Annotated in this window: 23 protein-coding genes; 5 read left to right on the top strand and 18 right to left on the bottom strand. The window is 56.8% G+C overall.

Annotated elements, in window-relative coordinates:
- Window positions 1-95 precede the first annotated feature (95 nt).
- The 13 genes from AC4IHP_RS00680 to mnmG all read right to left on the bottom strand — a co-directional run bounded on the left by AC4IHP_RS00680 (window position 96) and on the right by mnmG (window position 11,599).
- Window positions 96-521, bottom strand: coding sequence for a F0F1 ATP synthase subunit epsilon (locus AC4IHP_RS00680; RefSeq protein ID WP_016772407.1), 426 nt, complete (start codon window positions 519-521; stop codon window positions 96-98).
- Between the two features lie 45 nt (window positions 522-566).
- The gene (gene atpD, locus AC4IHP_RS00675; protein ID WP_025112247.1) at window positions 567-1,946 is read right to left on the bottom strand and encodes a F0F1 ATP synthase subunit beta; all 1,380 of its coding nucleotides are present in this window, start codon (window positions 1,944-1,946) and stop codon (window positions 567-569) included.
- Between the two features lie 27 nt (window positions 1,947-1,973).
- Entirely contained in the window at window positions 1,974-2,834 is an 861-nt protein-coding gene (atpG, locus tag AC4IHP_RS00670) for a F0F1 ATP synthase subunit gamma (protein WP_007911960.1), read from the bottom strand.
- Window positions 2,835-2,884: 50 nt separating this feature from the next.
- Window positions 2,885-4,429, bottom strand: a complete 1,545-nt coding sequence (atpA, locus tag AC4IHP_RS00665) for a F0F1 ATP synthase subunit alpha (RefSeq protein WP_103302851.1) — start codon at window positions 4,427-4,429, stop codon at window positions 2,885-2,887.
- A 21-nt stretch (window positions 4,430-4,450) separates the two neighbouring features.
- Window positions 4,451-4,987: a F0F1 ATP synthase subunit delta gene (locus AC4IHP_RS00660; RefSeq protein ID WP_016772404.1), complete on the bottom strand. Its 537-nt coding sequence runs from the start codon at window positions 4,985-4,987 to the stop codon at window positions 4,451-4,453.
- Window positions 4,988-4,999: 12 nt separating this feature from the next.
- Window positions 5,000-5,470: a F0F1 ATP synthase subunit B gene (locus tag AC4IHP_RS00655; RefSeq protein WP_016772403.1), complete on the bottom strand. Its 471-nt coding sequence runs from the start codon at window positions 5,468-5,470 to the stop codon at window positions 5,000-5,002.
- Between the two features lie 58 nt (window positions 5,471-5,528).
- Entirely contained in the window at window positions 5,529-5,786 is a 258-nt protein-coding gene (gene atpE, locus AC4IHP_RS00650; RefSeq protein WP_003097235.1) for a F0F1 ATP synthase subunit C, read from the bottom strand.
- Window positions 5,787-5,919: 133 nt separating this feature from the next.
- On the bottom strand, window positions 5,920-6,789 hold the full coding sequence (atpB, locus tag AC4IHP_RS00645) for a F0F1 ATP synthase subunit A (RefSeq protein WP_042607991.1): 870 nt from the start codon (window positions 6,787-6,789) through the stop codon (window positions 5,920-5,922).
- Window positions 6,790-6,805: 16 nt separating this feature from the next.
- On the bottom strand, window positions 6,806-7,213 hold the full coding sequence (locus AC4IHP_RS00640) for a F0F1 ATP synthase subunit I (protein WP_016772401.1): 408 nt from the start codon (window positions 7,211-7,213) through the stop codon (window positions 6,806-6,808).
- Window positions 7,214-7,361: 148 nt separating this feature from the next.
- Complete coding sequence (locus AC4IHP_RS00635; RefSeq protein WP_007960777.1) at window positions 7,362-8,234, bottom strand: ParB/RepB/Spo0J family partition protein; 873 nt, start codon at window positions 8,232-8,234, stop codon at window positions 7,362-7,364.
- A gap of 9 nt (window positions 8,235-8,243) precedes the next feature.
- Window positions 8,244-9,041 (bottom strand): ParA family protein, encoded by a 798-nt coding sequence (locus tag AC4IHP_RS00630; RefSeq protein WP_016772400.1) that lies wholly within the window; start codon window positions 9,039-9,041, stop codon window positions 8,244-8,246.
- An 18-nt stretch (window positions 9,042-9,059) separates the two neighbouring features.
- Window positions 9,060-9,704, bottom strand: coding sequence for a 16S rRNA (guanine(527)-N(7))-methyltransferase RsmG (gene rsmG / locus AC4IHP_RS00625; protein ID WP_490830628.1), 645 nt, complete (start codon window positions 9,702-9,704; stop codon window positions 9,060-9,062).
- Entirely contained in the window at window positions 9,701-11,599 is a 1,899-nt protein-coding gene (gene mnmG / locus AC4IHP_RS00620; RefSeq protein ID WP_490830627.1) for a tRNA uridine-5-carboxymethylaminomethyl(34) synthesis enzyme MnmG, read from the bottom strand. The genes rsmG and mnmG overlap by 4 nt, the downstream gene beginning before the upstream one ends.
- Window positions 11,600-12,168: 569 nt before the next feature.
- Here mnmG and AC4IHP_RS00615 point away from each other — a divergent pair.
- The 3 genes from AC4IHP_RS00615 to AC4IHP_RS00605 all read left to right on the top strand — a co-directional run bounded on the left by AC4IHP_RS00615 (window position 12,169) and on the right by AC4IHP_RS00605 (window position 16,176).
- Entirely contained in the window at window positions 12,169-12,675 is a 507-nt protein-coding gene (locus AC4IHP_RS00615) for a sigma-70 family RNA polymerase sigma factor (RefSeq protein WP_460122515.1), read from the top strand.
- Window positions 12,675-13,622, top strand: a complete 948-nt coding sequence (locus AC4IHP_RS00610) for a FecR domain-containing protein (RefSeq protein ID WP_490830787.1) — start codon at window positions 12,675-12,677, stop codon at window positions 13,620-13,622. The genes AC4IHP_RS00615 and AC4IHP_RS00610 overlap by 1 nt, the downstream gene beginning before the upstream one ends.
- 118 nt (window positions 13,623-13,740) lie before the next feature.
- The gene (locus tag AC4IHP_RS00605) at window positions 13,741-16,176 is read left to right on the top strand and encodes a TonB-dependent siderophore receptor (protein WP_490830626.1); all 2,436 of its coding nucleotides are present in this window, start codon (window positions 13,741-13,743) and stop codon (window positions 16,174-16,176) included.
- Window positions 16,177-16,217: 41 nt separating this feature from the next.
- On the opposite strand, the gene mnmE is transcribed toward AC4IHP_RS00605, so the two are convergent.
- From mnmE to rpmH, 5 genes are all read right to left on the bottom strand, one after another.
- On the bottom strand, window positions 16,218-17,585 hold the full coding sequence (gene mnmE / locus AC4IHP_RS00600; protein WP_460122519.1) for a tRNA uridine-5-carboxymethylaminomethyl(34) synthesis GTPase MnmE: 1,368 nt from the start codon (window positions 17,583-17,585) through the stop codon (window positions 16,218-16,220).
- Between the two features lie 81 nt (window positions 17,586-17,666).
- Window positions 17,667-19,349, bottom strand: a complete 1,683-nt coding sequence (yidC, locus tag AC4IHP_RS00595) for a membrane protein insertase YidC (RefSeq protein ID WP_490830625.1) — start codon at window positions 19,347-19,349, stop codon at window positions 17,667-17,669.
- A gap of 2 nt (window positions 19,350-19,351) precedes the next feature.
- A complete protein-coding gene (yidD, locus tag AC4IHP_RS00590) occupies window positions 19,352-19,597 on the bottom strand; it encodes a membrane protein insertion efficiency factor YidD (protein WP_027901580.1) in 246 nt (81 codons plus the stop codon).
- Window positions 19,590-19,991, bottom strand: a complete 402-nt coding sequence (gene rnpA, locus AC4IHP_RS00585) for a ribonuclease P protein component (RefSeq protein ID WP_024014946.1) — start codon at window positions 19,989-19,991, stop codon at window positions 19,590-19,592. The genes yidD and rnpA overlap by 8 nt, the downstream gene beginning before the upstream one ends.
- Window positions 19,992-20,007: 16 nt before the next feature.
- Window positions 20,008-20,142 (bottom strand): 50S ribosomal protein L34, encoded by a 135-nt coding sequence (rpmH, locus tag AC4IHP_RS00580; protein ID WP_003213577.1) that lies wholly within the window; start codon window positions 20,140-20,142, stop codon window positions 20,008-20,010.
- Window positions 20,143-20,708: 566 nt separating this feature from the next.
- Here rpmH and dnaA point away from each other — a divergent pair.
- Window positions 20,709-22,232: a chromosomal replication initiator protein DnaA gene (gene dnaA, locus AC4IHP_RS00575; RefSeq protein ID WP_490830624.1), complete on the top strand. Its 1,524-nt coding sequence runs from the start codon at window positions 20,709-20,711 to the stop codon at window positions 22,230-22,232.
- A 39-nt stretch (window positions 22,233-22,271) separates the two neighbouring features.
- A complete protein-coding gene (dnaN, locus tag AC4IHP_RS00570) occupies window positions 22,272-23,375 on the top strand; it encodes a DNA polymerase III subunit beta (RefSeq protein WP_016772390.1) in 1,104 nt (367 codons plus the stop codon).
- The last annotated feature ends 9 nt before the right edge of the window (window positions 23,376-23,384 follow it).

Below are 23,384 nucleotides of genomic sequence, written 5' to 3'. Positions count from 1 at the left end.
CAGCGACTGCGACCGGTTTCTGGGGAATTCGGAAAAGAAAAAAGGGTAGCCGAGGCTACCCTTTTTTATCAATCGCACAACAAGCGGCTGACGGATTAACCGCCAAACTTCTTGCGGATCTGCTGGACGGTGCGCAGCTGAGCTGCAGCCTCGGCCAGACGAGTGGCAGCGGCGCCGTAATCGAAGTCCGCGCCTTTTTCGTTCAGGGCATTCTCGGCAGCCTTGAGAGCTGCCTGAGCCTGAGCTTCATCCAGGTCGGCGGCACGTTGCACGGTATCGGCAAGTACCTTGACCATGTTCGGCTGAACCTCGAGGAAACCACCGGAGATGTAGAACACCTCGGCTTCCCCGCCTTGCTTGATCAGGCGGATCGGACCCGGCTTGAGATTAGTGATCAGCGGCGCGTGACCCAGAGCGATACCAAGATCACCCAGTGCACCGTGCGCAATCACCATCTCGACCAGGCCGGAAAAGATTTCCCCTTCCGCGCTGACGATATCGCAATGGACTGTCATAGCCATCTGATTGCCTCAACCTAAATTAGCGCCCGTTGCCGGGCGCCGGGATTACAGTTTCTTGGCTTTCTCGATCGCTTCTTCGATGCCGCCAACCATGTAGAACGCTTGTTCTGGCAGGTGGTCGTAGTCACCGTTGAGGATGCCTTTGAAGCCAGCAATGGTGTCTTTCAGGGAAACGTATTTACCCGAAGCACCGGTGAAGACTTCAGCCACGAAGAACGGCTGCGACAAGAAGCGCTGGATCTTACGAGCACGGTTAACCAACTGTTTGTCGGCTTCCGACAGCTCGTCCATACCCAGGATCGCGATGATGTCTTTCAGCTCTTTGTAACGCTGCAGAACATACTGAACGCCGCGAGCGGTGTCGTAGTGGTCCTGGCCGATCACGTTCGGGTCCAGCTGGCGCGAAGTCGAATCCAGTGGATCTACCGCCGGGTAGATACCCAGGGAAGCGATGTCACGGGACAGAACGACGGTGGCGTCCAAGTGGGCGAAGGTGGTCGCTGGCGACGGGTCGGTCAAGTCATCCGCAGGTACGTATACCGCCTGGATCGAAGTGATCGAACCTTCCTTGGTCGAAGTGATACGTTCCTGCAGAACGCCCATCTCTTCAGCCAGGGTCGGCTGATAACCTACTGCCGAAGGCATACGGCCCAGCAGTGCGGATACTTCAGTACCGGCCAGGGTGTAACGATAGATGTTGTCGACGAACAGCAGAACGTCGTTACCTTCGTCACGGAACTTCTCGGCCATGGTCAGGCCGGTCAGTGCTACGCGCAGACGGTTTCCCGGCGGCTCGTTCATCTGACCGTAAACCAGTGCCACTTTGTCCAGAACGTTGGAATCCTTCATCTCGTGGTAGAAGTCGTTACCCTCACGAGTACGCTCACCCACACCGGCGAACACGGAATAACCGCTGTGCTCGATGGCGATGTTACGGATCAGTTCCATCATGTTTACGGTTTTGCCTACACCGGCACCACCGAACAGACCGACTTTACCGCCTTTGGCGAACGGGCAGACCAGGTCGATAACCTTGATGCCGGTTTCCAGCAGGTCGTTGCCGCCTGCCTGTTCAGCGAACGAAGGCGCTGGACGGTGAATGCCCCAGCGCTCTTCGGTGTCGATCGGGCCTGCTTCGTCGATCGGGTTACCGAGGACGTCCATGATCCGGCCCAGGGTCGCTTTACCGACTGGTACGGAGATGGCTGCGCCAGAGTCGGTAACTTCCAGACCGCGCTTCAAGCCTTCGGTGGAACCCATCGCAATGGTGCGAACCACGCCGTCGCCCAGCTGCTGCTGAACTTCCAGAGTGGTTGCGGCCGCGCTTTGTACAGTCAGCGCGTTGTAGATGCTCGGTACGCTGTCGCGTGGAAATTCCACGTCGATAACGGCGCCGATGATTTGAACGATACGTCCGCTACTCATAGCTGGATCCTCTGAATATTTGAACCGTTAAACCGCGGCAGCGCCGCCGACGATTTCCGAGATCTCTTGGGTGATCGCAGCCTGACGCGCCTTGTTGTAGATCAGCTGCAAATCGCTGATCAAATCACCGGCGTTGTCGGTAGCGTTCTTCATCGCGATCATCCGCGCAGCCTGTTCAGCCGCGTTGTTCTCGACCACCGCCTGGTAGACCTGCGACTCGACGTAACGGACCATCAAGCCGTCAAGCAGCTCTTTGGCATCCGGTTCGTAGAGATAGTCCCAGTGGTGCTTGAGATCCTGATCCGGGGTAGCCACCAGTGGAATCAACTGCTCCACGGTAGGCTGTTGCGTCATGGTGTTGATGAACTTGTTGGACACCACGGACAGGCGGTCAATACGGCCGTCCAGGTAGGCATCCAGCATCACCTTGACGCTGCCGATCAGATCATTGATCGACGGCTCTTCACCCAGGTGGCTGATAGCTGCAACGACGTTACCGCCGAAGTTACGGAAAAAGGCCGCACCCTTGCTACCAACGACACACAGATCAATCTCGACGCCGTTTTCGCGGTTTACCGCCATGTCCTTGACCAGGGCCTTGAACAGGTTGGTATTCAAGCCGCCGCACAGACCACGGTCACTGCTCACCACAACATAACCAACACGCTTGATTTCGCGGTCGATCATGAACGGGTGGCGGTATTCCGGGTTGGCGTTGGCCAGATGCCCAATAACCTGGCGGATACGCTCCGCATAAGGACGGCTAGCAGCCATGCGCATTTGTGCCTTGCGCATTTTGCTGACCGCCACTTTTTCCATGGCGCTGGTAATCTTTTGCGTGCTTTTGATGCTCGCAATCTTACTGCGAATCTCTTTTGCGCCTGCCATGTAACACCTATCAGGTTAGCAAGCGGGAGCCTCGCGGCTCCCGCTGCGGCTTACCAGGTTTGGGTGGCCTTGAACTTCTCGATACCGGCTTTCATGCCAGCGTCGATTTCGTCATTGAAGTCACCTTTAACGTTGATCTTGGCCATCAAATCGGCGTGATCGCGGTTGAAGAAAGCAATCAGCGCTTGTTCGAAGCTGCCGATCTTGGCGATTTCAATGTCAGTCAGGAACCCACGCTCAGCGGCATACAGCGACAGCGCCATGTCAGCGATCGACATCGGTGCGTATTGCTTCTGCTTCATCAGCTCGGTAACGCGCTGACCATGCTCAAGTTGCTTGCGGGTCGCTTCGTCCAGGTCAGAAGCGAACTGGGCGAATGCCGCCAGTTCACGGTACTGAGCCAGAGCGGTACGGATACCACCGGACAGCTTCTTGATGATCTTGGTCTGAGCGGCACCACCCACACGGGATACCGAAACACCGGCGTTCACTGCAGGGCGGATGCCCGAGTTGAACATCGCCGATTCCAGGAAGATCTGACCGTCGGTGATGGAAATCACGTTGGTCGGAACGAACGCGGAAACGTCGCCAGCCTGGGTTTCGATGATCGGCAGTGCGGTCAGGGAACCGGTTTTGCCGGTCACTGCGCCGTTGGTGAACTTCTCTACGTATTCTTCCGAAACGCGGGATGCGCGCTCCAGCAGACGGGAGTGGAGATAGAACACGTCGCCTGGGTAAGCTTCACGGCCTGGTGGACGGCGCAGCAGCAGGGAAATCTGGCGGTAAGCCACTGCTTGCTTGGACAGATCGTCATAAACGATCAGCGCGTCTTCACCGCGGTCGCGGAAGAATTCACCCATGGTGCAACCGGAGTACGGTGCCAGGAATTGCAGCGCAGGAGATTCCGAAGCACTGGCAGCCACGATGATCGTGTTGGCCAGGGCGCCGTTTTCTTCCAGCTTGCGAACCACGTTGGCGATGGTCGATTGCTTCTGACCGATAGCTACGTAGACGCAGAAAATGCCGCTGTCTTTCTGGTTGATGATCGCGTCGATCGCCAGAGCGGTTTTACCGATCTGACGGTCACCGATGATCAGCTCACGCTGGCCACGGCCGACAGGGATCATGGCATCGACAGCCTTGTAGCCAGTCTGTACAGGCTGGTCTACCGACTTACGCCAGATCACGCCTGGAGCAACTTTCTCGACCGCGTCGGTCTCGGTGTTGCCCAGTGGACCTTTGCCGTCAACAGGGTTACCCAGAGCATCGACTACGCGACCCAGCAATTCCTTACCAACAGGAACCTCGAGGATGCGGCCGGTGCACTTGGCGCTCATGCCTTCAGCCAGCGACTGGTAGGAGCCCAATACCACGGCACCTACGGAGTCCTGCTCCAGGTTGAGGGCCATACCGTAGACGCCGCCCGGAAACTCGATCATCTCGCCGTACATGACGTCGGCCAGACCGTGAATCCGCACGATGCCGTCAGATACGCTGACGACAGTGCCTTCGTTACGGGCTTGGGAGGTCACATCGAGCTTGTCGATGCGGCCCTTGATAATTTCACTTATTTCGGAAGGATTGAGTTGCTGCATTGCTCTGCTGCCCCTTCAAACTCAAGATTTCAATGCTTCGGCAAGTTTCGCGATTTTGCCGCGAATCGAGCCATCGATAACCAGGTCGCCGGCGCGGATCACGACACCACCAATCAAGGCAGCGTCCTCCGCAACTTGCAGGCGCACTTCCCGGTTGAGTCGTGCACTGAGAACCTTGGCGAGTTTGTCTTGCTGTTCTTGGTTCAATGCAAATGCACTGGTTACTTCAACGTCTACCGATTTCTCTTGTTCGGCCTTGTACAGGTCGAACAGAGCGGCGATCTCCGGCAGAAGCAGGAGACGGTCGTTCTCGGCAACGACGTTGATGAAGTTGCGTGCCTTTTCATCAAACTTGTCGCCGCACACGTCAATGAACGTGGCGGCCTTTTCTGCGCTCGTCAGTCGCGGGGCCTTGAGCACGCGCTGCAGGGTGTCGTCTTGCGACACCGCTGCTGCCAGGCCGAGCATGGCTGACCAATTGGCCAGTTGCTGGTGGGCCTGAGCGTGCTCGAAGGCCGCCTTAGCGTAAGGTCGGGCCAACGTGGTCAGTTCTGCCATGATCGCCCTCGCTTAGATTTCAGCAGCCAGTTGGTTAACCAGCTCTGCGTGCGCGTTTTGATCGATTGTGGCACCCAGGATCTTCTCGGCGCCGCCAACAGCCAGCAAGCCCACTTGGGCACGCAGCTTGTCTTTGACGCTGTTCAGTTCCTGTTCGATCTCGGCTTGAGCCTGAACCTTCACACGGTCAGCGTCGATACGGGCTTTTTCAACAGCCTCTTCGACGATCTGGTTACCGCGTTTCTTGGCTTGCTCGATGATTTCAGCTGCCTGAGCTTTCGCTTCGCGCAGTTGCTGACCCGCTTTCTCTTGGGCCAACTCCAGGTCGCGAGCTGCACGGCTGGCAGCGTCCAGACCATCAGCGATCTTCTTTTGACGTTCGTGCAGAGCAGCGATGACCGGAGGCCATACATACTTCATGCAGAACAGTACAAAAATCAGGAACGCAACGGACTGGCCAATCAGGGTCGCATTAATGTTCACGCCAACACCTCGCAGTTACGTTGTCCATCACACCAAATTACCCGGAAGATCCGAGTAATCAGCCAGCGATCTGACCAACGAACGGGTTCGCAAAGGTGAAGAACAGAGCGATACCAACACCGATCATGGTTACGGCGTCGAGCAGACCGGCAACGATGAACATTTTCACTTGCAGCATTGGAACCATTTCTGGCTGACGCGCTGCGCCTTCCAGGAACTTGCCGCCCAGCAGGCCGAAACCAATTGCGGTACCCAGTGCGCCCAGGCCGATCAACAGTGCAACAGCGATAGCGGTTAGACCAACTACAGTTTCCATCTTTCCTCCCGACTTTTACGTCGTATGGTTTAGGTTTTTTAGATTAAAGCGGTAAAACAAATCGTTTCAGATGCCCCGCAAGGAGCCCCTTCCCGTTTTACCGGGAAGGACATCAGACTAGTCGAGACTGGTCTTAATGGTTTTCTTCGTGCGCCATCGACAGGTAGACGATGGTCAGCATCATGAAGATGAACGCCTGCAGCGTGATGATCAGGATGTGGAATACAGCCCACGCCCACTGCAGAACTACGCCCAGGCCGCTGAGCCAGAGCAGGCCGCTGCCGAACATCACAGCGATCAGAATGAACACCAGCTCGCCGGCATACATGTTGCCGAACAGACGCAGAGCCAGAGAGATCGGTTTGGCGATCAGGGTGACGAATTCCAGCAGGAAGTTCACCGGGATCAGCAGGGCCTGAACGAAGATGTTCTTGCTGCCGAACGGGTGCAGGGTCAGTTCGCCGATGAAGCCGCCGATGCCCTTGACCTTGATGCTGTAGAAAATGATCAGTGCGAACACCGAGAACGCCATGCCCAGAGTCGCGTTCGGGTCGGTAGTCGACACGGCGCGGAACGGGATGTGGTGGTCACCGGAGATCAGGATGGCCAGCTGAGGAATCCAGTCGACCGGTACCAGGTCGACGGCGTTCATCAGGAACACCCAGACGAAGATGGTCAGTGCCAGCGGTGCGATCACCGGGCTACGGCCATGGAAGCTGTCTTTCACGCTGCCATCGACGAATTCGACCAATACTTCAACGAAGTTCTGCAAGGCACCCGGCTGGCCCGACGTCGCTTTCTTTGCCGCCATGCGGAAAAGAAGAACGAAGATCAGACCCAGCGCGACCGACCAGCCGAGGGTATCGACGTGGAAAGCCCAGAAGCCCATTTCCTTGGCCTCTGCTGCGGTGTGGGCAAAGCCCCAGCCGCCGTTGGGTAGCTGACCGAAAGTCAGGTTCTGCAAGTGGTGCTGGATATAGCCCGAAGCGGTTGTCTCTGCCATGGTTGCCTCAAACGCCCTAAGGTCTCGAAAGTCTTGTTCTCATCAGCAGGGGAGCGAACCAGCTGACCGACTGAGTCAGCACGAACACGCCGAATACTGCGATCGGCGCCAGTGGCTTCACACCTGCGAACACCAGTGCAAACAGCACTGCCGTCAAAATAAGTTTGCCTGCCTCGCCGGCATAAAAAGACCGGACGATGGACTGGGCTGCTCGGGCGCCGGAAAACCGAAATGCCCTGTGAGCGAAATAAACATTGGGCAGCAAGGCTATCAGGCCTCCGCAAAGTCCCGAGTATCCGGCAACGACTCCATGCCATTGCCAGAGCGCCAAAGCGGCAATGAGCAGAATGACAAATTGAGCCATCAACACCGGAAAAACCGCCAGGCGATGGAAAGGCAAGCGGTTTGGCGTGCGGGTTTCCATCACAGTTGCTCTCCAATGGTCGGCTGCCGAAATTCAATAACTTGGCATAATTTGTGCCGACAAAATGCGCGCAGAGTATAGGGGCGGTTCTGCCCCTATTCAACTGTCAGGTAGTGATTTCCGACTGCGCGCTACATGAGGAAATGTTTCAGCGGATGTGTGCGAGCACACCTTGAAGCTCATCGAGGGAGTTATATCCGATCACCAATTGGCCTTTGCCCTTCTTGCCATGGCGAATCTGCACCGCAGAGCCTAGGCGCTCGGCCAGGCGCTGCTCGAGGCGAGCGATGTCCGGGTCGGGTTTTGCAGCTTCCACAGGCTCCGGTTTACCACTCAACCACTGACGAACCAGTGCCTCGGTTTGGCGCACGGTCAGTCCTCGTGCGACAACATGTCGCGCCCCTTCGACCTGCTGATTGTCCGGCAGACCAAGCAAAGCACGCGCGTGACCCATTTCCAGGTCGCCGTGCGAAAGCATGGTCTTGATCACTTCGGGCAGTGCAATAAGTCGCAACAGGTTAGCCACAGTCACCCGCGACTTACCCACAGCCTCGGCAACCTGCTGCTGAGTCAGCTGGAATTCCTGCTGCAAGCGCTGCAAAGCCACTGCTTCTTCGATCGGATTAAGGTCTTCACGCTGAATGTTCTCGATCAGCGCAATGGCAATCGCGGTTTCATCCGGCACATCGCGGACCATCGCCGGGATGGTTTCCTGCCCGGCCTGCTGACTGGCGCGCCAGCGGCGTTCACCGGCAATGATCTCAAAGCGACCGCCGCCAATCGGGCGCACCACGATCGGCTGCATCACGCCTTGAGCCTTGATCGACTGTGCCAGCTCTTCCAGGGCCTGCGGGTCCATGTCGCGGCGCGGCTGATATTTGCCGCGCTGCAGCAGGTCCAGCGGCAGGTGTTGCAGTTCGCGGGTGTCAGCCTGCGCGGCTTGTTCTTCCAGCGCGCTGACCGTCGGACCACTCAGCAGTGCATCCAGTCCACGTCCGAGACCTCGTTTCTTGACGGCCATGGGGATTCCTTAAGTTGGCTGAGCAGCAGCAATGCGTGAATTTTTGCGCTGACGACGAACCATCTCGCCCGCCAGAGCCAGATAGGCCAGGGCACCACGCGATTGCTTGTCGTAGGCCAGCGCCGGCATGCCGTAGCTCGGTGCTTCGGCCAGGCGGATGTTGCGCGGGATTACCGTGTCGTAGAGCTGATCGCCGAAATGCTCCTTGAGCTGTGCCGAGACATCATTCATCAGGCTCAACCGCGGGTCGTACATGGTCCGCAGCAGGCCTTCGACTTTCAGGTTGGGATTGAGCAGCTCGGCAATGCGCTTGATGTTATCCACAAGGTCACTCAAACCCTCCAGCGCAAAGTATTCGCACTGCATAGGGATAATCACCCCGTCAGCGGCGACCAGTGCGTTGAGGGTGAGCATCGACAGTGACGGCGGGCAGTCGATCAGAATGTAGTCGTAGTTGTCACGAATTGGCGCCAGCGCACTGCGCAGACGGCTTTCCTTCATCTGCATTTCCAGCAGCACCACTTCGGCGGCGGTCAGATCGCGGTTGGCCGGCAGCAATTGATAACCGCCGTGCTCGGAGAAGTGCATGGCCTGACCCAGGTCGCATTCACCGATCAGCAGATCGTAGACCGAGTTTTCCAGGCCATGTTTATCCACACCGCTACCCATGGTGGCGTTGCCCTGTGGATCGAGATCGATCAACAGCACCCGGCGCTTGGTCGCGACCAGGGATGCTGCGAGGTTGATGCAGGTGGTGGTCTTGCCCACACCACCCTTTTGGTTCGCTATCGCGAATACCTTAGCCATTCTTGCTTGTGTTCCCAATCATGCCGTGCGGCGCAGTATCAGCAGATGGCGTTGGCCTTGGCAACCGGGTACGGCCAGGGCGTGTTCGCTATCGAGTTTGAAATCTGCCGGCAATGCTACCAGCTCATCAGCCGGATGAACGCCCTTCATTGCCAGCCAGCGTGTATTGGCATCGCCCAGGTGGCGAGTCCAGTTAGTGAAGTTTTCCATGCTGCTGAAGGCCCGGGAAATGATCCCGTTGAAAGGCTGCGCAGGCTGGAAGGCTTCGACGCGACTGTGGATAACTTGCAGGTTATCCAGTTTGAGTTCGAGTTTGACCTGAGTCAGGAAGCGGGTTTTCTTGCCGTTGCTGTCCAGGCAGGTCACTTGCGACTCGGGATACAGGATCGCCAGCGGAATACCGGGCATGCCACCGCCACTGCCGACATCGAGCCAGCGATCGTTTTCGATAAACGACATCACGCTGAGACTATCGAGCAAGTGCCGCGAAACCATTTCGTCTGGATCGCGCACAGCGGTCAGGTTGTAGGCCTGGTTCCATTTGATCAACAGGGCCAGATAACCCAGCAGCAATTCGTGCTGGGTTTCAGTGAGATGGACACCGAGCTCGCGGGCTCCTGTGGATAACTCTTCGGCATGTTGCGAAGTGACCTTAGAACTCAAGCGCTTTGCTCCAACTGACGGCCCGCGCCGCGTTTTTTCAAATGAATCATCAACAGCGAAATCGCTGCCGGGGTCACACCCGGAATCCGCGAAGCCTGGCCCAGAGTCTCGGGACGTGTGGCGCCGAGCTTGCTCTGGATCTCCTTGGACAGACCGGAAATGTTGGTGTAATCGATATCCACAGGCAATTTCGTGTCTTCGCTGGCGCGCAGACGGGCGATTTCGTCCTGTTGACGGTCGATATAACCGGCGTACTTGGTCTTGATCTCAACCTGCTCGGCGACCTGTGGATCTTCAGCGCCCTGCCCGGTCACTTCGACCAGACCGACATAGTCGATTTCCGGACGGCTCAACAGGTTGAGCAAATTGTATTCGTGGGTCAGCGGCGTGCCGAATTTCTCGGCAATCGCATCGCCCTGCGGGGTATTTGGCCGTACCCAAGTGCTTTTCAGACGCTGTTCTTCAAGTTCGATGCTTTCGCGCTTCTTGCAGAAGGCCGCCCAACGCGCGTCATCGACCAGACCGAGCTCGCGACCTTTTTCGGTCAGACGCAGGTCGGCGTTGTCTTCGCGCAGAATCAGCCGGTACTCGGCACGGGAAGTGAACATGCGGTACGGCTCTTGGGTGCCGAGTGTGATCAGGTCGTCGACCAGCACGCCGATATACGCTTCATCGCGGCGCGGACACCAGGCTTCTTTGCCCTTGGCACGCAGTGCGGCGTTGGCCCCGGCGAGCAGACCCTGGGCGCCAGCTTCTTCGTAACCGGTGGTGCCGTTGATCTGCCCGGCGAAGAACAGACCGCCGATGACTTTGGTTTCCAGGCTGTACTTCAAATCACGCGGATCGAAGTAGTCGTACTCGATCGCATAACCTGGACGCACGATATGTGCGTTTTCCATACCGCGGATCGATTGCACGATCTGCAATTGCACATCGAACGGCAGGCTTGTGGATATCCCGTTCGGGTAGAGCTCATGGGTGGTCAGACCTTCCGGTTCGATGAACACCTGATGGCTTTCCTTGTCGGCAAAGCGATGGATCTTGTCTTCGATCGACGGGCAATAACGCGGGCCGACGCCTTCGATTTCACCGGCTGCGGAATACATCGGCGAACGATCGAGGTTCGCTGCGATGATTTCGTGGGTACGCGCATTGGTGTGAGTGATCCAGCAACTGACCTGGCGTGGATGCTGTTCCTTGTTGCCCATGAACGACATCACCGGAATCGGCGTATCGCCCGGTTGCTCGGTCATTACCGAAAAATCCACAGACTTGCCATCAATGCGCGGCGGCGTACCGGTTTTCAAGCGTCCGACACGCAGTGGCAGCTCACGCAGACGGTGGGCCAGAGCAATCGAAGGGGGATCACCAGCACGACCGCCGGAGAAATTCTGCAAACCAATGTGGATAAGTCCGCCGAGGAAGGTACCGGTAGTCAACACCACGGAATCAGCGAAGAAACGCAGACCCATCTGTGTGACAACACCACGGACTTGCTCCTGCTCAACGATCAGGTCGTCGGCAGCCTGTTGAAATATCCACAGGTTTGGCTGGTTTTCCAGTATTTCGCGGACAGCAGCTTTGTACAGAATCCGGTCGGCTTGCGCACGGGTCGCCCGTACGGCCGGACCTTTGCGGCTGTTCAACACGCGAAACTGGATGCCGCCCTTATCGGTAGCCATGGCCATCGCGCCGCCAAGGGCATCGATTTCCTTGACCAGGTGACTTTTGCCGATGCCACCGATGGCCGGGTTGCAACTCATGGCGCCGAGGGTTTCCACGTTATGCGTCAGCAACAGGGTTTTTGCGCCCATGCGTGCTGACGCAAGTGCTGCCTCGGTACCGGCATGACCGCCGCCGATGACGATCACTTCAAAACGGGAAGGGAAATCCACCACGCACCTCGTGCCTGCTTAAGTAGGTCATTCAGGAAAAATTTGAGCTCAGGTTTCTGGACCTGGTCGGCAAGTATAGGGACTTCGCCCTTTCTAAAGAACCCTTTGCACAAAATTTAACCAGCTGTGGAGAACTCGAGGTTAAAAGAATAAAAAAGAGAGAAATTTATAAAACCTTTGTTTTTATGTTTATTCTTACTGAGCAACATTTCTGTGGATAGATTGCTACAGGCCATATTTTACAATGTGTACAGAGGTTCAAAACTCTGTGCCAAAGTAGCAATGAGGCCGTTGGATAACCCGTATAAGCCTGTGGATGAAAGGGGTTGTTATCCACAGGGCGGGTTATATCCAGTTTTCAACCCCTGTTATCAACTGACCTCAGTGGCAGTTATTCACAGGGCTTAATCCACAGAAAATCGCCAACATGGCTTTTTAGGGACGCAAAAAAACGCCAGCGAAGGATCGGTGACGTTTGGCAAGCCAAGGGCAGGAAATGAAAAGGCTATTGTGAGAGGACGTAACAGAGGCTAATAATAGCCATTATCATTAACTCTCCAGTTTCTTCCATGCCCCTACCCGCCCATACCGCCGCCATCGAGCAAATCTACGAGCAACACCATTCGTGGCTATATGGCTGGCTCAAGGGGAAACTGCACAACGCCTGCGATGCGGCCGATGTAGCACATGACACGTTTTTGCGAATTCTGGCGGCGCGCAATGCAGTACATATTCGTGAGCCGAGGGACTATCTGGCGACAATTGCGCGCGGTTTAGTGATCGACCGTTATCGACGGTGCGCCATCGAAACCGCTTATCTGCAGACGCTTGCAGCCCGCCCGGAAGCAACGGTCATCAGCGAAGAAGACCGGGCATTGATTATTGAGATTCTGATCGCTGTGGATAAGGCTCTGGCCGGACTGGGCAGGCGTACAAGGCAGATCTTCATGCTTTCGCAAGTCGATGGACTGACTTATCAACAGATTGCCGTACACCTGAAGGTTTCGCTGACCACAGTAAAGAAACACATGATTCGCGCCCTGACGGAATGCGCCCTGATCATGGCGCAGCAATGATGGCCATCGCTCCCGACCGCCAGGTATTTGAAGCTGCAGCCGGCTGGTACGTCCAATTTCAATCCCAGCCACCAAGCCTTGCCGAACAAAAAGCCTGGCAGTTGTGGATAGACAGCGATCCGGCGCACTTGGCGGCGTGGACCCAGATGGAGCAGTTGCAGCGCCACCTCGGTACGCTGCCGCATGATCTGAAACGACGTGCGCTCAATGGCAGCCTACAAAGGCGTCAGGTACTCAAGCTACTGCTGCTTGCAGCGGGAACAGGCTTCGTTGGCTGGAATGTTCAAACTCACACTTCCATGGGCAACGTCTGGGCGGACTATAAAACCGGTGTGGGCCAGCGTCGGACCGTCAGCCTGGCCGATGGCAGCCAGATCCAGCTCAACACCGATTCGGCCATCGATGTTTCTTTCGACGCAGCGCAACGCCTGATTCGCGTGCGCTCGGGTGAGATCCTCGTCCAAACCGGCAAGCTCGGTGATCGGCGGCCGTTTTATGTGCAAACCCGTGACGGGCGGATTCAAGCATTGGGTACTCGGTTCTCGGTGCACGAGTTGTCGAACTCAACCCGGGTCGGCGTTCTTGAAGACCGAATCAGCATTCAGCCCGCGCAGTCATCTGCCGCTCCACTCGTACTCAAAGCAGGTGAAGGCGCAGATTTCGATAGTCGACATGTCGGGCGCATTCATCCCTTCCGTCCAGCAGAAATCGCCTGGATCAACGGTCAATTAATCGTTCTTGATGCGCCCTTGGGCGATGTCATCGCAGAGTTGGGCCGCTATCGCAGCGGTGTACTGCATTGCGATCGTCGGGCCGCAGATCTGCGGGTCTCCGGGACTTTCCGGCTCGATTCGACCGACGCAGTGCTGGCCAATCTTCAGGCTTCGTTGCCGATCGATGTCCGCTATTTCAGCCGTTACTGGGTCTCGATCAGCCACCGCGCCTGATCAGAAAACGGTTGGGGAAAAATAATTTCAACGAGGGTTATCTTTTTCCACCCTGACCCGGCCCTACAGGTAATCGCGATAAACGCGGCTCTTCGTCACCTTCAGGGCTAATCCACCTATGCGTCTTCCTACGTTCCGTCAGCGCTTTTCTCCTCACTGCATTGTGTACAGCTTGTTGATGGCCGGCGCTGCGTCCTGCCTGGTCACCAGCCATAGCGCCTTCGCGGCGACCGCATCGCAGCGCTACGCCATTGCCGCCGGCCCGCTGGACAGTGCGTTGAGTCAGTTCGCCTCTGCAGCCAATGTGATTCTGTCGTTCTCACCGCAGCAGACAAGTCGCTTGCGCAGCGCCGGGTTGAACGGCGACTTCAGCGTCGAACAGGGTTTCGCTCAATTGTTGCAAGGCTCTGGTTTACAGGCTGTGCCGCAAGCACCTGGCAGTTATATTCTGCAGACCTTGCCCAACGGAGATTCGCTGGAACTGGCGCCGACCAACATCAACGCGCAGTTGGGTAATCCAATGAATCTGGATTACGCCGCCGACGTTGGCTACAAGGCGCAAAACAGCCGGATCGGTACGAAAACCAGCACACCGTTGTCGGAAACGCCTCGTTCGGTGTCAGTGGTGACCGGACAACGCATCAAGGATCAGAAATCCCAGACACTCACCGACGTCCTCGGCTACGTGCCGGGAATCTTCGCCCCGCCGTTCGCTGCCGGCGACAGTCTGGCCGGCGATCTGTTTTACATACGCGGCTTCAACGCCACCGATTACGGCTACGGTCTGCTCCGAGATGGACTGCGCGTGCAGGGCAATCGCTATGACACCAGCACCGAGCCGTACGGACTTGAACGAGTCGAGGTATTCCGTGGCCCGTCGTCGCTGTTGTATGGCGAAAATGCGCCGGGCGGTCTGGTCAACCTGGTCAGCAAGCGCCCGACTGCCGCGCCGCAAGGTGAAGTGCAATTGGGTTATGGCTCGAACAATCGCCGGCAGATCGGCGTCGACGTCTCCGGCCCGCTCAATGACAGCGGTAATGTTCTCGGCCGTGTGGTGATGCTGGGGCGCAAATCCGATACCCAGACCGACCACGTTCCTGACGACCGCATTTACATCGCCCCTTCGCTGACCCTGAATTTTGACGATTTCAACACGCTGACTCTGCTGGCCAATTACCAAAAAGATCACACAAACATGGAGCTTGGCCTGCCGGCCGCCGGCACGTTGCTGAGCAATCCCAACGGCCAGTTATCCAAAGACACCATGCTCGGTGACCCGGACTGGAATACCTTCGAACGGGAAACCTGGAGCACCGGTTACGAGTTCAGCCATTCGTTCAACGATGAGTGGCAGTTCCGCCAGAACTCGCGCTACATGCAGTCGCGCATCACCCGCCACGAAACCTGGCCGGGCAATCTGAACAACGCCGGCTTCGGCACGCGGCTGAACATGACCGCTTACGATCGCTTCAACAAATCCATGGTGTATTCGCTGGATAACCAGCTGGAAGGCAAATTCCAGGCGGGCGATCTGGAAAACACCGTATTGTTTGGCGCCAGCTACGATCGCACCTCGTTCAACCAGGACTGGAATGCCGGCATCGTCGGACCGATCGACGTCTACAACCCGGTTTACCGGCGTGATCCGACCACGCCGATTGCCGTGCAGAACACTTTGCTCGAGCAGCAGATGAAGGGTGTTTATGCACAGATCCAGAGCAAGTACAACCACTGGCTGTTCTTGCTTGGCGGACGTCAAGACTGGGTCGACAGCGATTTCCGCGACAAGGTGGCCCAAGGCAGCAACATCAGTTCCGAGGACAAGAAATTCACCTATCAGGGAGGCGTGATGTATCAGTTCGACAACGGCATGACGCCGTATGTCAGCTATTCAACAGCGTTCGTGCCAGTGCAGCAGATTTCCAATGCCGGCGCACCGCTTGATCCGATCACCAGCAGCCAGTACGAAGTGGGTTTGAAGTACGAACCGATCGGCTGGGACACCTCTTTCACCGCTTCGGTGTATGACCTGCGCAAGAAGGACGACACCTACTTCGACGCAACGACGTCGACCTATCGCCAGGTGGGCGAAAGCCGCGCCAAAGGGGTGGAGCTGGAACTCAACAGTAACCTGACGCAGAACCTCAATGTCACGGCGGCTTATACCTACACCGATGCGAAGATCACCAAGGATGCAGCGACGTCGCTGGTCAAAGGTCATCAAATGACCGGCGTGCCGCGCAACCAGGCCTCGGTCTGGGCGAAATATCGCTTCCTCGACAGTGATCTGAAAGGCTTGTATGTGGCCGGTGGCGTGCGCTATTTCGACAGTGCGTTTGCCTACACTTCGCCTTCTCTATACGGAAAGCTGGATGCCGGCGACGTCACATTGGTCGACGCGGCTGTTGGATATCAGATCGATACACACTGGAGTGTCGATCTGAATGCGAAGAACTTGTTCGATAAGGAATACGTTTCGGGATGCAACGACGCAGGCCGCTGTTACTGGGGCGAGGATCGTACTTTGCTCGGTACGGTTTCCTATAACTGGTGAACAAAAAAGGGCTGTGGATGAATTATCCACAGCCCTTTTCTTTACTTGCCGATGCAGAAGCTGGAAAAAATCCTTCCCAGCAAATCATCTGAGCTGAATGCGCCGGTAATTTCACCCAAGGAATGTTGAGCCTGACGCAAATCCTCGGCGAGCAATTCGCCAGCGCCCGCCAGCGTCAGTTGCGCGCGGCCGTGTTCCAGTGCCGCGCTGGCCTGGCGCAGTGCTTCCAGATGGCGGCGACGTGCGCTGAAGCTGCTTTCCGAAGTCTGCTCGTAACCCATGCACGCCTTGAGGTGATCACGCAGCAGGTCGAGGCCTTCGGCAGACTTGGCGCTGAGACTGATGGTCACGTGGCCGTCGTCACTGGTTTCCAGAGCAACCGCTTCACCGGTCAGATCGGCTTTGTTCCGGATCAGGGTGACTTTTGCTGGATCCGGTCGGGTTTCAAGGAATTCTGGCCACAAGGCAAAAGGATCCAGTGCCTCGGGTGCGGTCGCATCGACCACCAGCAAAACCCGATCCGCTTCACCGATGGCTTTCAACGCCCGTTCCACGCCAATCTTTTCCACATGATCATCGGTGTCGCGCAAGCCTGCGGTATCGACCACGTGCAAAGGCATGCCGTCGATGTGGATATGTTCGCGCAGGATATCCCGCGTGGTACCGGCAATCTCGGTGACGATGGCAGCCTCGCGACCCGCCAATGCATTCAACAGGCTGGATTTTCCGGCATTTGGCCGGCCAGCGATGACGACGGTCATGCCATCACGCAATAACGCGCCCTGCCCCGCTTCGCGCAGCACTGTGGATAACTCATCGCGTACTTTGTCGAGCATGCTCAATACATGGCCGTCGGCGAGAAAGTCGATTTCCTCTTCCGGGAAGTCGATGGCGGCTTCGACGTAGATACGCAAGCCAATCAGTTGCTCGGTCAAGTTATGCACGCGCTGGGAAAACGCACCCTGCAATGAACGCAGCGCATTGCGCGCAGCCTGTGCAGAACTGGCTTCGATCAAATCGGCGATGGCTTCGGCCTGGGCCAGATCAAGTTTGTCATTGAGGAAGGCGCGCTCGCTGAATTCCCCTGGACGGGCCAGACGGCAGCCCAGTTCCAGACAGCGCTTGAGCAACATGTCCAGGACGATCGGGCCGCCGTGACCCTGCAGTTCCAGGACGTCTTCGCCGGTGAACGAGTTTGGCCCCGGGAAATACAGAGCCAGACCTTCGTCCAGCACTTGCCGGTCGTCACTGAAAAATGGCCCGTAATGGGCGTAACGCGGTTTCAGCTCGCGGCCGCTGATGGCTTTTGCCGCAACGCTGGCCAACGGCCCGGAAATACGGACGATGCCCACACCGCCGCGACCTTGGGCGGTGGCGACGGCGGCGATGGTTTCACGGGGTGTGCTCATAAAGCGGCATCCAGACAAAAGTGGCAGATAGCAAAACGCCCCACTAGGGGGCGTTTTGAGTGGTGTTATCCACAGTCCAAGTTACGCCTCGGCTTTTTTCGTCGCCGCTTCGATCTTACGCGTGATGTACCACTGTTGTGCAATCGACAGGCAGTTGTTCACAACCCAGTACAGCACCAGACCCGCCGGGAACCACAGGAAGAAGAAGGTGAAGATGATTGGCATCATTTTCATCACTTTCGCCTGCATCGGATCCGGAGGAGTCGGGTTCAGCTGCTGCTGGATGAACATGGTTGCGCCCATGATGATCGGCAGAATGAAGAACGGATCCTTGATCGACAAGTCAGTGATCCACAGCATGAACGGCGCCTGACGCATTTCCACGCTTTCCAGCAGAACCCAGTACAGCGAAAGGAAGACTGGCATCTGCACGAGGATCGGCAAGCAGCCGCCCAGTGGATTGATCTTCTCTTTCTTGTACAGCTCCATCATGGCCTGCGACATTTTCTGCCGGTCATCGCCATGTTGCTCTTTCAGCGCAGCCAGTTTCGGCGCCACGGCACGCATGCGCGCCATCGACTTGTAGCTGGCGGCCGACAGCGGGAAGAAAATCCCTTTGATCAGCATGGTCAGGAAGATGATCGACCAGCCCCAGTTACCGACGATGGCGTGGATATGTTGCAGCAACCAGAAGATCGGCTGGGCAATGAACCACAGAATGCCGTAGTCGACAGTCAGTTCCAGACCTGGGGACAACTCTTTCAGCACAGCCTGGCTTTTCGGACCGGCGTACAGCACAGCGCTGGTTTCAACTTTTGCACCTGGAGCAGCGGTCAAAGTAGGACCGGTGTAACCAATGATGTAGTTGCCTTTGCTGTCTTTACGGGTCTGGACGATGTTGTTTTCGCCCTTCGCCGGAATCCACGCGGTCACGAAGTAGTGTTGCAGCCAGGCTACCCAACCACCGGTGACGGTTTCCTTGAGCTGCGCCTTGTCCATGTCCTTCATCGACACTTTCTTGTACGGCTCGGAACTTGTCCACAGGGCAGCGCCCAGGTAAGTCGCGGTGCCAGTAGCAGTGGTCGATGAAGGATCAGCGCTGGCGTCGCGCTTCAACTGGGCAAACATTGCGCCGTTCCAGGGCTGAGCGCTCTGGTTATCCACAATGTAGGAGACAGCGACGTCGTACAGGCCACGTTTCATGGTGAAACGCTTGATGTAGTTGACACCGTCCTTGCTGAATTTCAGGTCAACGACGAGTTGATCCTGACCGTCAGCCAGTTGGTAAACCTTCTTCTCCGACGAATAAACCGGACGACCGGCCGGGTTTGCATCCGGGCCGTTGGTGCCGATCAGACCGCTTTGCGCCAGATACACACGTTCGCCGCCGTTATCGAATAACTGGAACGGCACGTCAGGACGGTCCTGACGACGTGGATACAGAGGCAGAGTCAGTTGCGCAACATCGCCACCCTGTGGATCGATCGCCAGATCGAGCACATCGGTCTTGACCTGAATCAGGTCTTTGCTGGCAGCAACCGGCGTTTCCGCTGGTGCACTGGTATCGCTGGCGGCGCGCGGAATATCGTCACTGGCGGCAGCATTTGTGCCAGTGGCGGTGTCCGGCAAACCGGATGTAGTCGTACTGGAAGCAACATTCTGAGTCGGCAGGGCAGCCTGGCCATAATCCTGGTTCCATTTAAGAACCATGACGTAGGACACGATTGCCAGGGCGACGATCAGGATCGTGCGTTTGATATCCATGATTACTCGGCCATCGAAGAAGAACGGGAGGTAGGGACAGGTGGAACCGGGTCATAACCACCGGGATTCCACGGATGACAGCGACCTAAACGACGAAAGGTCAGCCAGCCACCGCGCAGAAGGCCATGATTTTCAATGGCTTCATACGCGTAGCAGGAACAACTGGGGTAGAAGCGACAGTGGCTGGCCATTAAAGGACTAATGGCATAGCGATAAAACTGGATCGGAACGAGGGCCAGTTTACGCATCGGTACTGTCTACCCCTACAGTTTCGGTTTTGACTGCCGGAACGGGCTTGTTGCGTGCCAGACGCTTCCAGAGTTTGCCGAAATGCTGAATCAATTCGGGGTTTTCTACATCACCCAAACCTTTGCGCGCGACGATAACGATGTCCCAACCGACCAGTGAATCCTGGTGCAGACGGAACGATTCGCGCATCAGACGTTTGAGGCGATTGCGCTCAACGGAGAGCTTTACGCTCTTTTTCCCGATAACCAGCCCGAGACGGGGGTGATCAAGATCGTTGTTGCGTGCAAGGAGCAGGAGATTTTTCCCCGGAACCTTGCCGGTAGGGGAGTCAAAGACTGCCTTGAAATGCCGGGGGGTAAGCAGACGCTTTTCCCGACTGAAGTCCTGACTCACCTCCAGTACCGGATTATCAAACTGCCAGACGCGCACGACCTTTGGCGCGACGACGCGACAGGACTGCGCGGCCGTTCTTGGTAGCCATGCGAGCACGGAAACCGTGGGTACGAGCGCGTTTGATAGTGCTTGGTTGGAAAGTACGTTTCATGTCGTGTTACCTGGTTCGTCCACAACGGGCCGGAATGGCCCCCGTTTTAAGAGACCGGGGATTCTAGAGAAAGCAAGCCTTCAGGTCAATTTCCAACCAGCGTTTCCTTATAAATAGATCCACGCAGGGTTTTCGCTCGAAAGCCTCTCAGCCAGATATAGAAATAAAGAAGGGAATTATTTAAAGCTTTTCTGTAAAGCTTATAAAAGCTAGGTACGCCATCTTCTGTGGATAACTATCTTTGGGCCTTATTCCACGCGGCGTACAGAGAATGACAACTACAGTGGAAAACCGTGTTCAGCCTGTGCTGCGCTATCGGATAAGCTGTGCGTGGAATGGTCTGTTATCCACAGGCCGGTTATCCACCGAGTTTAGCCCCCACTTGTCCAGTGCCCTCAGTGGTGTTTATCCACAGGGCTTATTCACATGCCGTTGGTCGCCTTTTAATGCTTCAAAGCATTGATAAATGATGGTGATGGACCTAGCTGCATGTGGATAAGTGAACCGCTCGCCGCTACAATGGCCGCTTGTTTTTGCCTCACCGGCTTTCAACTTAGGGGATATCCGTGTCAGTGGAACTTTGGCAGCAGTGCGTGGAGCTTTTGCGCGAAGAGCTGCCTGCCCAACAATTCAACACCTGGATCCGTCCACTACAGGTCGAAGCCGAAGGCGACGAGTTGCGCGTCTACGCACCTAATCGTTTCGTGTTGGACTGGGTCAACGAAAAGTACCTGGGCCGCGTCCTTGAACTGCTGGATGAGCACGGCAATGGCTCGACGCCTGCGCTGTCCTTATTAATAGGCAGCAAACGCAGCTCGGCACCTCGTGCCGCACCCAACGCACCACTGGCGGCCGCGCAGGTTGCTCAGGCGCAGGCCAATAATGTGCCAGCAAGCAATCCGGCACCCGCGCCAACGCCTGCTCCGGCCAAGCGTTCCACACAGAAGGCCGCCGAAGTCAGCGAAGAGCCGTCCCGCGACAGCTTCGACCCGATGGCCGGTGCCGCCTCGCAGCAGGCGCCGGTTCGCGCTGAACAGCGCACCGTGCAGGTAGAAGGTGCGCTCAAGCACACCAGTTACCTGAACCGCACGTTCACCTTCGAGAATTTCGTCGAAGGTAAATCCAACCAGCTCGCCCGTGCGGCGGCCTGGCAGGTGGCGGACAATCCCAAGCACGGCTATAACCCGCTGTTCCTTTATGGTGGCGTCGGCCTGGGTAAAACCCACTTGATGCACGCGGTGGGCAACCATCTATTAAAGAAGAATCCGAATGCCAAGGTCGTGTACCTCCATTCCGAGCGCTTCGTGGCCGACATGGTCAAGGCGCTGCAGTTGAACGCCATCAACGAATTCAAACGTTTCTACCGTTCAGTGGACGCTTTGTTGATCGACGATATTCAGTTCTTCGCCCGTAAGGAGCGTTCCCAGGAAGAGTTTTTCCACACCTTCAACGCGCTGCTTGAAGGTGGTCAGCAGGTCATTCTCACCAGTGACCGCTACCCTAAAGAAATCGAAGGCCTTGAAGAACGCCTTAAATCCCGCTTCGGCTGGGGCCTGACCGTTGCGGTCGAGCCGCCGGAGCTGGAAACCCGCGTGGCGATCCTGATGAAGAAGGCCGATCAGGCCAAAGTCGATCTGCCACACGACGCCGCATTCTTCATTGCCCAGCGCATTCGCTCCAACGTCCGTGAGCTGGAAGGTGCGCTGAAGCGCGTAATCGCCCACTCGCACTTCATGGGTCGCGACATCACCATCGAGCTGATCCGCGAATCCCTGAAAGACTTGCTGGCGTTGCAGGACAAACTGGTCTCTGTGGATAACATTCAGCGCACAGTCGCCGAGTATTACAAGATCAAGATTTCCGACCTGCTGTCCAAGCGCCGTTCGCGCTCGGTGGCTCGTCCGCGTCAGGTCGCCATGGCGTTGTCCAAGGAACTGACCAACCACAGCCTGCCGGAAATCGGCGATGTGTTTGGCGGCCGCGACCACACCACCGTGTTGCACGCCTGCCGCAAGATCAACGAACTTAAGGAATCCGACGCGGACATCCGCGAGGACTACAAGAACCTGCTGCGTACACTGACCACTTGATGAACACCAGCGCAGCTTATTAAGGCAAGGGACTAGACCATGCATTTCACCATTCAACGCGAAGCCCTGTTGAAACCCCTGCAACTGGTCGCAGGCGTCGTCGAGCGCCGACAGACCTTGCCGGTACTGTCCAACGTGCTGTTGGTCGTCGAAGGCCAGCAACTGTCGCTGACCGGTACCGACCTGGAAGTCGAGCTGGTCGGTCGTGTGCAACTCGAAGAGCCGGCCGAAACTGGCTCCATCACCGTGCCGGCGCGCAAGTTGATGGACATCTGCAAAAGCCTGCCCAACGATGCGCTGATCGACATCAAGGTCGACGAGCAGAAACTGGTGGTAAAGGCCGGTCGTAGCCGGTTCACCCTGTCGACCCTGCCGGCCAATGACTTCCCGACCGTCGAAGAAGGCCCGGGCTCGCTGACCTGCAGCCTGGAGCAGAGCAAGCTGCGTCGCTTGATCGAACGCACCAGCTTCGCCATGGCCCAGCAGGACGTGCGTTACTACCTCAACGGCATGCTGCTGGAAGTTTCCGCTGGTGTGATCCGCGCCGTGGCTACCGACGGCCACCGTCTGGCGATGTGCTCGATGCAGGCCGATATCGGTCAGCCGGATCGCCATCAGGTGATCGTGCCGCGCAAAGGCATCCTCGAACTGGCGCGTCTGCTCACCGAGCCGGATGGCAATGTCAGCATCGTCCTCGGCCAGCACCACATCCGCGCCACCACTGGCGAGTTCACCTTCACCTCGAAACTGGTCGACGGTAAATTCCCGGATTACGAGCGCGTACTGCCGAAAGGTGGTGACAAACTCGTACTCGGTGATCGTCAGGCACTGCGCGAAGCGTTCAGCCGTACCGCGATTCTGTCCAACGAGAAATACCGTGGTATCCGTCTGCAACTGGCCAGCGGTCAGTTGAAGATCCAGGCCAACAACCCGGAGCAGGAAGAAGCGGAAGAAGAAGTGGGCGTTGAATACAACGGCGGCTCGCTGGAAATCGGATTCAACGTCAGCTACCTGCTCGACGTGCTGGGCGTGATGACCACCGAGCAGGTTCGCCTGATCCTGTCCGACTCCAACAGCAGTGCGCTGGTGCAAGAGTCCGACAATGACGATTCGGCTTATGTTGTCATGCCGATGCGTCTGTAATCAGCTGAT

It is taken from the genome of Pseudomonas sp. UF-293, assembly GCF_058245595.1.
Note: the sequence above shows the minus strand (reverse complement) of the source record. Positions and strands in the feature narration are given on the sequence as shown.